Origin of the sequence: Bacillus sp. FS02, assembly GCF_024398395.1 — a bacterium.
In the GTDB taxonomy this organism is placed as follows: domain Bacteria; phylum Bacillota; class Bacilli; order Bacillales; family Bacillaceae; genus Bacillus; species Bacillus altitudinis.
Genome location: NZ_CP074101.1, coordinates 254,443 through 269,065, shown reverse-complemented (window position 1 = coordinate 269,065; position 14,623 = coordinate 254,443). Strand labels below are relative to the sequence as shown.

At 40.3% G+C, this 14,623-nt stretch carries 10 protein-coding genes and 1 pseudogene; all 11 read left to right on the top strand.

All coding sequences use genetic code 11. The features are described from left to right. The first annotated feature begins 189 nt into the window (after positions 1-189). Positions 190-3,306 (top strand): MMPL family transporter, encoded by a 3,117-nt coding sequence (locus KFQ09_RS01380; RefSeq protein WP_035392025.1) that lies wholly within the window; start codon positions 190-192, stop codon positions 3,304-3,306. Between the two features lie 145 nt (positions 3,307-3,451). Further along, the gene (gene yfmF / locus KFQ09_RS01375) at positions 3,452-4,732 is read left to right on the top strand and encodes an EF-P 5-aminopentanol modification-associated protein YfmF (protein WP_255835989.1); all 1,281 of its coding nucleotides are present in this window, start codon (positions 3,452-3,454) and stop codon (positions 4,730-4,732) included. Next, positions 4,729-6,021, top strand: coding sequence for an EF-P 5-aminopentanol modification-associated protein YfmH (yfmH, locus tag KFQ09_RS01370; RefSeq protein ID WP_008344700.1), 1,293 nt, complete (start codon positions 4,729-4,731; stop codon positions 6,019-6,021). Before yfmF ends, yfmH begins: the two co-directional genes overlap by 4 nt. A 151-nt stretch (positions 6,022-6,172) precedes the next feature. After that, a complete protein-coding gene (locus KFQ09_RS01365) occupies positions 6,173-6,649 on the top strand; it encodes a MarR family winged helix-turn-helix transcriptional regulator (RefSeq protein WP_024720380.1) in 477 nt (158 codons plus the stop codon). Continuing rightward, entirely contained in the window at positions 6,627-9,746 is a 3,120-nt protein-coding gene (locus tag KFQ09_RS01360; RefSeq protein WP_255835988.1) for an MMPL family transporter, read from the top strand. Before KFQ09_RS01365 ends, KFQ09_RS01360 begins: the two co-directional genes overlap by 23 nt. Before the next feature lie 29 nt (positions 9,747-9,775). Continuing rightward, positions 9,776-10,504, top strand: coding sequence for an elongation factor P 5-aminopentanone reductase (gene ymfI / locus KFQ09_RS01355; RefSeq protein WP_046526665.1), 729 nt, complete (start codon positions 9,776-9,778; stop codon positions 10,502-10,504). Positions 10,505-10,577: 73 nt separating this feature from the next. Then, positions 10,578-10,835, top strand: a complete 258-nt coding sequence (locus tag KFQ09_RS01350) for a DUF3243 domain-containing protein (protein WP_008344693.1) — start codon at positions 10,578-10,580, stop codon at positions 10,833-10,835. 131 nt (positions 10,836-10,966) lie between these two features. Further along, positions 10,967-11,758 carry a DUF3388 domain-containing protein gene (locus KFQ09_RS01345; RefSeq protein WP_003211480.1) on the top strand — a complete coding sequence of 264 codons (792 nt, stop codon included), beginning with the start codon at positions 10,967-10,969 and terminating at the stop codon, positions 11,756-11,758. 23 nt (positions 11,759-11,781) lie between these two features. Further along, positions 11,782-12,693, top strand: a complete 912-nt coding sequence (locus tag KFQ09_RS01340) for a helix-turn-helix domain-containing protein (protein WP_008344690.1) — start codon at positions 11,782-11,784, stop codon at positions 12,691-12,693. Positions 12,694-12,766: 73 nt separating this feature from the next. Further along, the gene (gene pgsA / locus KFQ09_RS01335) at positions 12,767-13,348 is read left to right on the top strand and encodes a CDP-diacylglycerol--glycerol-3-phosphate 3-phosphatidyltransferase (RefSeq protein WP_008344688.1); all 582 of its coding nucleotides are present in this window, start codon (positions 12,767-12,769) and stop codon (positions 13,346-13,348) included. Between the two features lie 16 nt (positions 13,349-13,364). Next, a pseudogene (locus tag KFQ09_RS01330) lies at positions 13,365-14,614 on the top strand (competence/damage-inducible protein A). Positions 14,615-14,623: the final 9 nt, after the last annotated feature.

The following is a 14,623-nucleotide window of genomic DNA, read 5'->3' as shown; positions in this document are numbered from 1 at the left end:
CATTTTCTGTCTTTGTTTTAAGTCAGAAATTGAGCTCGTGGCTGATGATGGATATGTGTTTCTTCAACACGAAAGGACAATTGAATAGGTCATCCTGCCATTAGCACGTTGAAGGAGACGAAGTCAGCACTTCAGACACGCTCAAAAACAGCAAATTGATTGATGAACTAGAAGGAGCTTGAAGCAGCTATGTTGCAAATAATTAAAGCAAGATGGATTGTATTAATGGTGTGGATGATAACAGCTGTGATTCTGTTTATTACTGCGCCCAATTTAGAGGAATTAACAAGAGAAAAAGGGCAGTTAAAGGTTCCAGAGGGGACACCAACAGCTGAGGCACTTCACTTATTGGATAAGCTTTCAGATCATAATGGGAAAAAAGATACTGGTGTGATTGTATTCTCCGAACAACATTTGTTCCCTGCCAAAGAGCAGGAATTAAAAAAGGCTTTAGCTGCACTCATGACACATGCCCCAGAACTCCACATTGACGGAATTACTTCGTATTTTCATGTAGAACGTGACATTCAAAAACAACTTTTATCAAAGGATAAAAGTACACTTCTTGTTCCATTCAAATTCGACCACTACGAAACAAAAGCTGTGAAGGTTAAAGAACGAATTGAGGAAGTTTTAAAGCCCTACAACGTCTCATATGAAATGACAGGTCAAAAATTTGTGGACTCAGATGTCATTAAAAGCTCTCAACAAGGTCTGAAGAAAACTGAACTTATTACGATGATTTTTATTTTCTTTATTTTAATAATTGTATTCAGATCGATACTGGCACCTGTTGTTCCGCTTATTACGATTGGCATTTCTTATGCTGTCAGCCGGTGTATTGTGGCTTTTCTCGTAGAATATACACCATTTCCTCTGTCTAATTTCACTCAGATTTTTATGGTAGCTATTATGTTCGGTATAGGAACGGATTATTGTATATTACTTTTAAGCCGTTTTAAAGAGGAGATTGGTCAGGGGCGTGATGTCAAAGAATCAATTATCATCACGTATCAATGTGCAGGGAAAACGGTCTTTTTCAGCGGCTTAGCTGTGTTAGTCGGCTTCTCAAGTATTGGTTTCGCAAAATTCCAATTGTACCAATCAGCCGTCAGCGTTGCCGTAGGCGTTGGCATTCTGCTCATTGCACTTGTCACAATCGTTCCCTTTTTTATGTCGGTTTTCGGAAAATCCCTTTTTTGGCCGTCTAAAAGAGAAAACATTCGTCATCCACAAAGTAAGATTTGGGAATGGGCTGGGCGCTTTTCATTTAAAAGACCGCTCATCAGCTTAGGGGTAGTTGCACTCATCACTGTTCCTCCAATTCTGATGTATGACGGCACTCTTTCTTATAATAGTTTAAATGAGATTGGGACAAAGTATGAGTCAGTGTCTGCATTTAATACGATATCTGAGCAATTTGGCTTTGGTGAAGCGCTGCCGCTGAATGTGCTTGTCGAAAGTGACAATGAGCTCGATAATCAAGAAAAGATCGTCATGATTGAAAAACTGACCCGTAAGTTAAGTGACATTGAGGAAGTAAAAGCGGTTCGCAGTGTCACTCGCCCAGTTGGAGACGGGTTAAGTCAGCTCTACGTTACCTCTCAAGCGAAAGAGCTGGGAGGAGAGCTTGGGAAAGGTCATGAGGGCATCGGGAAAATTACAGATGGCTTGACCGAAACAAACTTAGCACTTCTCAAACAAAAACCAAAAATTGAAGAATCCGCTAAAGGGATTGATCAATTGATTGATGGGACAAAAGCCATCAAAGGCGGGATCGGAGAAGTGAGGAAATCACTCATTTCTTTAGAGGATGGTGTGAGGCGCAGTAAAGAGGGCGTAGGAACCATTCGCACTGAAATCAAACAAGCGAAAAAAGAATTAGAGCAAGAATACCGCAGAAGTGAAACCATGATTCAAGACCTTGAACGAGTCGTAAGCACACTCGAAGGTCACGCAACATCAAATGAGCAACTGATGACAACGATTAAGAAAGTGAAACAATCCTATGAAAACGTATCATTTGAAGGACTTGAAAACCGGCTTCCAGAAATCAAAGATATGAATGAATATAAAGAAATCAAAAAAGTATTCAAAGACACAAAAGGAATGCTCGATCAAGCTGGAGAGCAAATGAGCGTCTATGAAGAGGAAGCATCTGCCTTTAAACAAAAGATCAAGAAAGCAGATCAAGTCATTCAAACGTTCTCAAGCAAGCAAAAAGAAATCAAACAACAAGTAAAGGCGCTGATGACAGGTCTAGATCAAATTTATGATGGTCTTGATGAAACGAATAAAGGACAAAAACAGCTCATCAAAGAAATGCCTAAAATTGAAGATGGTGCAGATCAACTGACTGATGGCCAAAAAGCCGTGAAAAAAGGGTTTAACCAGCTATCATCTAAACTCTCACTATTAACAGATGGATTAGATGAAAGTATTTCCGGACTTGAGCAAGTAAAAAGCGGCTTTACCGAGGCGGACAGCTACTTAAAACAGCTTCAGGAAGCACCAGATGAAGAAGTAACGGGCTGGTTTATACCAGAAGAAGTACTGAAACGCCATGAATTTAAGAAAATATTTAATACGTATATGTCCCCAGATCGTAAATTAACAACCTTTGAAGTGATTTTAAATGTAAATCCATACAGCAATGAAGCAATGAAAGGTGTAGCAAAAATTGAAGAAACCCTTGATCAATATTTACCTGTAAGTGGTTTGAAAAACGCCAACTACGGTGTATCTGGTATCTCCAGTTTAAATGTTGACTTAAAAGAAACGTCAGACGGTGACTTTATTAGAACGGTTATTTTCATGTTAATTGGTATCTTTATTATTTTAGTTATATTATTAAGGTCAATCGTCATGCCGATATACTTAACACTGTCACTCATATTAACGTATTTTACATCCATTGGCTTAACAGAATGGATTTTCAAAACATTCTTTGGCTACGATGGTGTCAGCTGGGCTGTTCCATTTTTCAGCTTTGTGATCCTTGTGACCCTCGGCATTGATTATTCGATCTTCCTCATGGATCGTTTTAATGAATGGAAGGGAGAGCATGTTCAAGCATCCATGATATCAGCGATGAGAAATATGGGGTCGGTCATTATTTCAGCAGTTGCTATTTTAGCGGGTACTTTTGCTGCGATGCTGCCCTCGGGTGTATTATCATTAGTTGAAATTGCAACGGTCGTACTCATTGGACTTTTATTATATGCTTTTGTTGTTCTACCACTCTTTATCCCGGTCATGGTTCGCATCTTTGGAAAATGGAATTGGTGGCCGTTTAGAATGAAATAACAACCTGCGTCTCTGCTTTTAGCAGAGGCGTTTTTATTTCCTATCCTTTCCTCTGATTGATATAATGACTATTAAATGGCTGTTTCACGTATATATCAGCTATGTTCTAATACATAATAAATAGGATGAACAAAGGAGGTTTCTCATGACGTACTTACAAGAGAAGACATTTGATACACCTGGTCTTCATACTCATATTGTCAAAACAGAAAAATTTAAAACCGTGACGATCCTTTTTAAAATGCTTGCGCCTTTATCCAAAGATGACGTCACCATGCGTTCTCTTTTCCCGCATGTGCTATTAAGAGGAACAGAAAAAATGCCGAAAACGGGAGAGCTTCGTGCTTATTTCGACGAGCTCTATGGGGCGACCGTTTCCGCAGACATGGCGAAAAAAGGTGAAAATCACATCATTACCTTCCGTCTAGAAATGGCGAATGAAAAATATTTAAAGGATCAAACCCCTTTACTAGAAAAAGGGATTGCCTTACTTTCTGAACTATTATTCCACCCGTACGTGGAAAACGGGGTATTTCATGAATTGTACGTTGATCAAGAAAAACGAACATTGAAACAGCGCATTCAAGCCGTTTATGATGACAAAATGCGCTATTCAAACTTAAGACTTGTGCAGGAAATGTGTAAAGGTGAGCCATATGCACTGCACGTCAATGGTGAAATGGAAGACGTCGAAGCGATTACGTCAGAAGCGCTCTTTAAAGCATACGAGCATGCACTTCAGTCCAACCAGCTGGATCTCTATGTTGTGGGAGACGTTGATGAACAAGACATCAATCGAATGGTCTCGCAATACTTTAAAACAAGTGAAAGAGAGCCGGTCAAACAAAATACCGAATCATCAAGATCACAAATAGAGCCAAAAGAAGTCATTGATGAAGAGGATGTAAAACAAGGAAAGCTGAACATTGGCTTTCGCACACATACAACGATAGCGGATGAAGATTATCCGGCGCTGCATTTGTTTAATGGCATATTCGGCGGCTTCTCTCATTCAAAGCTATTTATCAATGTGCGGGAAAAAGCAAGTCTTGCGTACTATGCTGTCTCTAGACTTGAGAGCTTTAAAGGTTTGATGATGGTCATGTCAGGAATTGAAGTCGGCAACTATCAGCAGGCAGTAGACATCATCAAAGAACAATTTGATGCCATGCAAAAAGGCGATTTTTCTGATGAAGCAATTGAACAGACAAAGGCTGTCGTCAAAAACCAGTTGCTCGAAACCATTGATACGTCTTATGGAACAGCGGAATACTTATATCAGCATGCCGTCGTGCCAACAGGGGAGAGCCTCGATTCCTTTTTAGATGCGTTAGACAGAGTGACGAAAGAGGACATCATCAAAGTGGGTCAAAAAATCGAATGGGATACGACCTATTTTCTTAAAGGAACGGAGGGTGCTTCATGACAGTGAAAACAATTCAATTCGATCAGCTGCAAGAGACGGTGTATCACGAAAAAATGGACAGCGGACTTGACGTCTATGTGCTGCCAAAACAAGGGTTTAACAAAACATATGCAACCTTCACAACAAAATATGGCTCTGTTGACAATGAATTTGTGCCGCTTGGCAAAGAAGACATGATCCGAGTGCCTGATGGAATTGCCCATTTCTTAGAGCATAAGCTGTTTGAAAAAGAAGATGGTGATGTGTTTCATACATTTAGTAAACAGGGAGCAGCCGCAAACGCATTTACGACGTTTACGAGAACGGCATACTTATTTTCAAGCACGGCCAATGTCGAACAGAATCTTGAAACACTCATTGATTTTGTGCAAGAGCCTTATTTTACTGAAAAAACGGTCGAAAAAGAAAAAGGCATCATTGGTCAAGAAATCAACATGTATGATGACAATCCAGATTGGCGTTTATTCTTTGGTCTGATCGAAAACCTCTATCAAGAGCACCCAGTGAGAATTGATATTGCTGGAACCGTTGAAAGCATTGCGCCAATTACGAAAGACCATTTATATGAATGCTACGAAACGTTCTATCACCCAAGCAATATGCTTCTTTTTGTAGTGGGTCCTGTTGATCCGGCGCAAATTTTAGACCAAGTAAGAGCGAATCAGGCAAAAAAACCATTTACCGATCAGCCGGATATTCAGCGGAAAGAGATCAATGAACCTGATCGTGTATACCGAAAAGAATACGAACTGAAAATGAATGTACAAGGTTCTAAATGTATGTTTGGTTTGAAAACGAAAAACCCGCATAAAAAAGGAAAACAGCTCCTCAAACATGAGCTTGGCATGAATCTTATTTTAGAGACATTGTTTGGTAAAAGTTCTCTGCAATATGAGCGTATGTATGAAAAAGGCTTGATTGATGAGACATTCAGTTACGATTATACGGAAGAAGGCGGTTTTGGCTTCACTTCAGTTGGCGGAGACACAAATGACCCTGATCAACTCGCAGATGAATTAAAAGAAACGCTTCTTCAAGCAAAAAGCCTGATCACAGAAGAAAAGATTGAACTTGCTCGCAAGAAAAAAATTGGCAGCTTTTTAAAAGCGATGAACTCCCCGGAGTACATCGCCAATCAATTCACTCGATACGCATTCTTAGAAATGAGCTTATTTGATGTCGTGCCAGTACTGGAGCAAATCCAATTAACAGATATTCAGCAAATCTTAGACGAAGAAATTGATGAAGAAAGAATGTCAGTTTTTAAAGTCGTACCGAAAGCAAAATAAATGAAAAAAAGACAAACTCAACGTATAAGAGTTTGTCTTTTTTGTGTCCAGCTAAAGAAAGCGCTTTATATGCGAAGATATTGATTGACAATTGTTTTGGGTATTAGTTAAACTCTTTAATAGTTAAACAATCAAACTAAAGGAGCAGCATATGGTACAAAATAAAATTGCCCAGCTCATCCAGAGATATGCGGACGTCTATCTCATGATGGAGAAAAAAGTATCGAGTATGATCACGGAAAAGCTCGATAAAGAACTGACACTTGATCAATATTACTCGCTTCGATACATCAATTTACACCCAGGATGTACATCAACAGACCTTGCCATCGAATGTAATGTCAACAAAAGTGCTGTGACATCCATGACCAATCGTCTTTTTAATAAAGATTATATTTATCGAGAGCATGATCAAGCTGATCGAAGAAACGTTCATCTTTATGTGACACCCGAAGGAAAAGAAGTGGTCAGCCGAATGGAAAAGCAGCTTCAGGATCTTGTTCGGTCATATTTAGAAAAATTTGATGAAAAAGAAATCGAATCATTTATTCAAACATATGAAAAGATTTATCAAATTATCATCGAAGAGGAGGCACAACATAGTAATGAGAGCAATCATAAAGGGTAGATGGCTGATCACGATCCTTTGGGTCGTACTAGCGGCTGTATTATTAATCACCGCCCCTAATATGGCGCAATTAACAAAAGAAAAAGGGCAGATTTCTGTTCCAGATGGTTATCCCTCTTCCTACGCCGATCAATTATTAAAGAACATGTCTGAAAATGGGGATACGGAAAAATCGATCGTCATTGTCTTTCAAGGAAAGGATATCGTCAAAGAAAGAGAAGCCTCTTTAAAGAAAGCGATGGAGATTTTAGAAAAGGATCAAGATCTCCATGTGGAAGACATCACTTCTTATTTTGATGCAAACAAAGATATCAAAAAACAGATGCTCTCTAAAGATCAAACAACACTTCTTGTTCCAGTTACATACGACTCGAACAAAATCAAAGCATCCGATTTTAAAGAAAGAGTCAATGAAAAGCTTAAGAGCCTGAACCTGAAATTTGAAATGACAGGGCAGCCGCTAATTGACGATGATGTCATCACAAGCTCACAAGAAGGTCTGAAAAAAACAGAATTCATTACAATTGGGTTTATTTTAATTGTTCTTGTGCTTGTCTTTAGATCCGCAGTGGCACCGTTCGTTCCTTTAGTGGCCGTGGCGCTTTCCTATTTGGTCAGCCAATCAATTGTGGCTTACCTAGTAAAGTATGTTGATTTTCCGCTCTCGACCTTTACCCAAATTTTTATGGTCGCCATCATGTTTGGGATTGGAACCGACTACTGCATCCTGTTGCTAAGCCGGTTTAAAGAAGAACTATCTCACGGAAAAGATAAGATTGAGGCGATTATTACAACATATAAGACGGCAGGCAAAACCGTTTTATTCAGCGGAATTGCTGTCCTCATTGGTTTTACGTGTATCGGTTTAGCCCAATTCCAACTGTATAAATCAGCTGTAGCCGTGGCGGTTGGTGTCGCCGTGTTAATTGTGGCACTGCTCACTGTCGTTCCATTCTTTATGGCGGTTTTAGGAAAAGTGTTATTTTGGCCGATCAAAGGCGATATTGCCCACCCGCAATCGAAAATGTGGGAAACAGCCGGTCGTTTTTCATTTAAGAAACCATTTCTCAGCTTGCTAATCGTTGCAATTATTACCCTTCCAGCGATTCTTATGTATAAAGGAACACTTTCATATAACAACCTAGACGAAATCGGCAATAAATACGAATCCGTCAATGCATTTAATACGATCTCTGACAAATTTGGACCAGGTGAAGCCCTTCCAGCAACCGTTGTCGTGAAATCATCCGATCTTTTAGACAATAACGAAGGCCTGATTGCTGTTGAAAAACTAAGCCGCGCCATTGAACAAACAGATGGCGTGAGTAAAGTAAGAAGTGCGACACGCCCTGTTGGAAAAGGACTAAATGATCTGTACGTGAAATCTCAAGCCAAAGAGCTAAATAGCGGGCTTGATAAAAGTAACGAAGGGTTGAAAAAGATCCAAGATGCTCTTACAACCATGAGTAAATCAATCGAGGATCAAACACCACAAATTAAATCATCTGGAAAAGGCATTAACAAATTGATTTCTGGAACCGAATCCGTAAAATCAGGTATTCAAAACGTCGAAAAAAAGATGAGAGATCTGCAAAACGGAATTGATCAAAACAAAAAAGGTGTTTCTGAAATTAAAGAAAGAATAAAGGGTGCAAAAAAGGAATTAACAGATCAAGTCGCACAAGTGAATCAGCAAGTGGCACTGTATAAAAGCATTTCCAAAGAATTAAAAGCAGCATTGGCACAAGTCGATACGTCATCCTCTGCCGCAGCGGATGTGAAAGCTTTGATCAGTCAAGCGAATAAACAGTTCAGTACACTTGAGCAGCAAATTCCGCAAGTGAAAGAAAATCAATCATATCAAGCCATCAAAGCTTCATATAAGGAACTTTCTACTACCTTGCAAGAAGGAGCCAAACAGGCTGACAGCTATGCAAAACAAGCAAAAGAAGCAAAAAAACAGCTTGAAGCAGCAGATGCTTTTATCGCAAAAGCTTCAGAGCAGCAAAAAGTGTTTACAAATCAAATTGATGAGCTGATTGCTGGCTTAGAAGCCATTGAAAACGGGCTAGATCAAACGTCTAAAGGCCAAGGACAGCTAGCTGATAGTATGCCTAAACTTGCAAATGGAGCCGGCGACATCATTAATGGTCAAAAACAAATGAAAGAAAAAATTGGCGGCTTTGGTGACGATCTGACCAAGCTGACAGATGGTCTAAACAAAAGTGTCGACGGACTTGAGAAAATTTCAAACGGCTTAATGGGTGCAGGAGACTACTTAGATGAACTGAAAAACGCACCAGATCAAGACATGGCCGGTTGGTTTATTCCAAAAGATGTTCTAAAAAATAAAGCTTTCAAGCAAGTGTTCGATTCCTATATGTCGGATGACCGCAAAATGACAAAGATTGACGTCATTTTAGAAGACAATCCATATGGAAACGACGCCATGAAAACAATTAAACAAGTAGAAGCTTCGGTCAAACGTGCACTTCCTGAAACAAACTTAAAAGATGTTTCATTTGGCGTATCTGGTGTATCAAGTATGAACGCTGATTTAAAACAGCTGTCAGACCAAGACTTCAATAAGACGGTTCTTTACATGATGATCGGTATTTTCTTAATACTAGTAATTCTCTTCCGTTCTCTCGTGATGCCGCTTTACTTAGTTGGATCGCTGATTTTAACGTATTTTACCGCCATTGGTGTAACAGAATTTATTTTTACCCATTTCTTCGGATATCCGGGCATCAACTGGGCTGTTCCATTCTTTGGCTTTGTCATCTTAATGGCGCTTGGAGTCGATTATTCGATTTTCTTAATGGAACGCTTCAATGAATACAAAACAAAAGACATCCAGTTTGCCATGACTGAATCAATGAAAAATATGGGATCTGTTATTATGTCTGCTGCCGTCATTTTGGCAGGAACATTTGCAGCGATGCTGCCATCAGGTGTATTGTCACTCTTACAGATTGCAACACTTGTTCTCACAGGGCTTTTATTGTATGCGCTCGTTGTGCTACCATTGTTCGTACCTGTGATGGTCAAATTGTTCGGATCAGCGAATTGGTTCCCATTTAAACGAAAAGAATAAGGATTCCATAAAGAAAGTAGGAACAAAGTATGAGTCGTTGGGCACTGATTACTGGTGCCAGTGGCGGAATTGGGCAGGCGACAGCCAAAAAGCTTGCCCAAGAAGGCTGCCATCTGATGCTCCATTATCATCAAAATGAACAAGCGGCTAATCGTCTTTCCGCCGATCTCAAAGAAACATATCAAGTAGAAACGTACGTCGTTCAAGCTGATTTAGCGAAAACAGGCGGAGCAGCAGAGCTTGTCAGCCGCCTGCCGCTTGATCCAGATATTCTTGTTTTAAATAGCGGAAAGAGTCATGTTGGTTTAGTGACAGATACTGAAAAAGAAGTTCTAGCCAGCATGGTGCAGCTTCATGTGACAAGTCCATATGAGCTTACCCAATCCATTTTGCCTGCCATGATTCAAAAAAAGTCAGGACATATTATTGCGGTTAGCTCAATATGGGGGGAAACGGGTGCCTCGTGTGAAGTACTGTACAGTATGGTCAAGGGTGCTCAAAATGCCTTCATTAAGGGGCTTGCCAAAGAGCTTGCCCCAAGTGGAATTAGAGCAAATGCAGTCTCACCAGGTGCGGTTCAGACTGATATGATGAAAAGCTTCACACAAGAAGACCTTGCGATGATGGAAGAGGAGATTCCACTAGGCCGTCTTGCCGCACCTGAAGAGATAGCCGATGCCATTTGGTTTCTTGCCTCCAAGCAGTCAAGTTATATCACAGGTCAAATTTTATCTGTCAATGGCGGCTGGTACTGTTAAAAAACGTGTATAATTCGTCTCTCCATGACAAAAGCTATGGCTGTAATTCATCTTTTCGAATGGAGGAATCGACATGTCTGTACTTGAGAGCTGGGACCATTGGAAAAACTTTTTAGGTGACCGTTTAAATCATGCACAGGATAAAGGTTTATCAGATGATACCATCAATAACCTTGCGTATGAAATTGGCGGATACCTGGCTAATGAAGTTGAAGCAAAGAATGAGCAAGAAAGAGTACTTTCTGACCTTTGGAGCGTTGCATCAGAAGATGAGCAGCGTGCCATTGCAAACATGATGGTCAAGCTAGTTGAAAATAATAGCTCGCACTAAACAAAAAGAGAGGTCGTTTGTGCCTCTCTTTTTATTTTAACCGTTTAGCAACATTGTGCTTTCTAAAAATGTGAAAATGCTTTATGATAAAGGAAGGTAAAAATTTGCCACAATGAAGGGGGTAATATCATTTGGCAAAGCTCGAATGGTATTTTGAATATGAGATACAGGTGAACCGTCCCGGACTTTTAGGAGACATTTCTTCTTTAATGGGGATGCTTTCAATTAATATTGTGACAATTAATGGTGTTGATGTATCAAGACGCGGCATGCTTCTTCGATGTGACCACACAGACCAAATTAAGCGGCTTGAATCAATTTTAAATACAATGGAAACGATAAAAGTAACGAAACTAAGACAGCCAAAACTTCGTGACCGTTTAGCTGTTCGTCATGGAAGATACATTCAGCGTGATGCGGATGACAAAAAGACGTTCCGTTTTGAAAGGGACGAGCTTGGTCTACTTGTCGATTTTATGGCTGAATTATTTAAAAAAGAAGGACATAAATTGATTGGAATTCGCGGAATGCCGCGGGTTGGAAAAACAGAATCAATTGTTGCTTCAAGTGTATGTGCAAGTAAGAGGTGGCTGTTTGTATCGTCGACTCTTTTGAAACAGACCATTCGCAGTCAGCTGATTGCAGATGAATACAGCCCAGATAACGTCTTTATTATTGATGGGATTGTGTCGACAAGAAGAGGTTCTGAAAAGCACTTGCAGCTTTTAAGAGAAATTATGAGACTGCCTGCTACAAAGGTGGTAGAGCATCCAGATATCTTTATTCAAAATTCAGAATATACAATGGATGATTTCGACTACATCATTGAATTGCGTAATAGTGCAGACGAAGAAATTACATACGAGCACGCAGAAGAACCACAAGTATTTGATCATTCTGGTTTTTCTGGCTTCGATTTTTAATATGGTAATGGTAGGTGTTTGTTTTGACTGAATTGGGAAAACGGCTCGTTGAGGCCAGAGAGGAAAAAGGGATGTCGCTGGAGGATTTGATGGCGGCTACCAAAATCCAAAAGCGCTATTTGCTAGCAATAGAACAAGGAAACTATGATATCATTCCAGGTAAATTTTACGTCAGAGCGTTTATTAAACAATATGCCGAAGCCGTTGGACTGAATCCTGAACAATTGTTCGAAGAGTTTCGTAAAGATGTACCAAGCACGTATAACGATGAAGTGTCTGATAAATTATCAAATATTAAACCGCAACGAGAGCTGCCAAAGCCTGCCTCAAAGGTACTGGAGCTGCTTCCGACGATTTTAATCATTGGAGGGATCCTTGTGGTGATCGCTATCATTTATGTGATCGTTCAAGCGGTTAATCATGATAGCGGACAAAAAAATAATCAGGCGGCTCCTCAGCAATCAGAATCAAAATACGAAGTGTCTAAGGATTCATCGCTTGCAAAGGATCAAAAGAAAAAGGAAAAAGCTTCGTCAGATGATCAAGAAAAATCATCTGAAAAAGACGATTCCTCAAAGGATTCATCTAAAGACGATGAAGATGTTTCTTTGAAGGCGACGAATACAGAGGGTTCTACGACAACGTATGAAGTATCAGGTGCAGAAGAGATGGAGCTAACCATTTCTGCCTCACAAGCTTCATGGCTTCGTGTGAGAGACGAATCTGGAAAAGTGCTGAAGATGGGTGAATTGAAAGATGGCGAATCGTTTAAAACAGACTTGACTGATCTTTCCCAAGTCGATATTCGCTTAGGAAATGCATCGGGAATCGATATTAAAGTCAATGACGAAACGCTGAAGTACGAATTAGACCCTAAAAACACCATGACACAAAACATTGTGATTGTGAATAAAGGAAAGGAAAAGTCATCTTAAGCAAGTAGATGACTTTTCTTTTGTTCCTACTATTATATACATAAAAAAATGCCTTATTGGAGGATTGGAATTCATGTTTAACTTACCGAATAAAATTACTCTTTCTAGGATCGCCTTGATTCCTGTGTTTATGTTGATTATGCTTGCTCCATTAGATTGGGGTGTTGCGCGCTTTGGTGACGTCAGCATCGAAGTCACTCACCTTGTTGGAGCGATCTTGTTTATTGTCGCTTCGACAACCGACTGGATTGATGGTTACTATGCACGTAAGCTCAATTTAGTCACAAACTTTGGTAAATTTTTAGATCCGCTTGCAGATAAATTGCTTGTTTCAGCGGCTTTAATTATACTTGTTCAATACAATCTCACACCGGCATGGATGGCAATTGTGATCATTAGCCGTGAATTTGCTGTAACAGGCCTAAGGCTTGTCTTAGCTGGAGGCGGTGAAGTGGTCGCAGCCAATATGCTTGGAAAAGTGAAGACGTGGGCGCAAATCATTGCGATTTCGGCACTTCTTTTGCATAACCTGCCGTTTGAACTTGTATCATTCCCATTTGGTGATCTTGCTATGTGGGTAGCGGTGTTCTTCACTGTTGTCTCAGGCTGGGATTACTTTGCGAAAAACTGGGAAGCCTTAAAGAATTCTAACTAAAAAGGACGTGTACGCTTTGAAGTCAGAGAGAAAAGCAGAAATTATTGCAGTCGGTTCCGAACTTTTGCTAGGGCAAATTACGAATACGAATGCACAATTCATCAGCAAACAACTAGCTGAAATTGGTGTGAATGTTTATTACCACACAGCAGTTGGTGACAATCCAGAGCGTTTAAAAAGGGCCATTCAAGTGGCACAGGAAAGATCGAATTTTATTATCTTCTCAGGGGGTCTTGGACCAACGAAAGATGATTTAACAAAAGAAACCATTGCGAGTACGCTCGGTAAAGAGCTTGTGCTAAATGAAGAAGCATTTGAGTCTATTCAAGAATACTTCCGTAAAACCGGACGTGATATGTCACCGAACAACCGTAAACAGGCGCTCGTTCTAGAGGGATCTGATGTGCTCGTAAACCGTTTCGGAATGGCACCTGGTATGTTTATACAAGAGGGAGATACGTTTTACATTCTGCTCCCTGGACCGCCAAGTGAATTGCATCCGATGTTTGAAAACGAAGCGAAGCCGCTTATTTCTGAAAAACTCGGCCTAAAGGAAAAAATCGTGTCTGTTGTCTTGCGTTTCTTTGGCATCGGTGAATCTCAGCTGGAAACAGATCTTGAAGATTTAATTGATGCACAGACCAATCCGACGATTGCACCGCTTGCAGCTGACGGGGAAGTGACGCTAAGGCTGACAGCCAAGCATGAGGATGAAAAAGAAACAGAGCGTCTGTTAAAAGAAACAGAAGCACAAATTTTAGAACGGGTCGGCGAGTACTTCTACGGATATGGTGATACATCTCTTGCCTTTGAAGCTTCAAAGGCCTTGCATGAACACGGGAAAACAGTAGCAGCAGCTGAAAGCCTGACTGGTGGTATGTTTTCAGAGTGGCTGACAGATCTCGAAGGGCATCATCCATTTTAAACGGTAGTGTGGTTTGTTACACAAATCAAGTCAAGCAGCAAGTGCTGGGCTGCCGTGAAGAAACATTGTCTTCTCATGGTGCTGTCAGCAAAGAGTGTGCGTTAGAGCTCGCAGAAGGCGTTAGAAAACTGACGGGAAGCGATATCGGTATTAGCTTTACAGGTGTGGCAGGTCCTGAACCACACGAAGGACAGCCGGTTGGAAAAGTATTTATCGGGCTATCGACAAAAGATCAGACAGACGTGTTTGAATGGATGTTTACTGGCAGCCGATCAGGCATTCGCAAGCGTGCTGTGAAATATGGTTTGCACCACCTTCTCAAATTATTAAAAGAAAGTTAATTTTGGTTT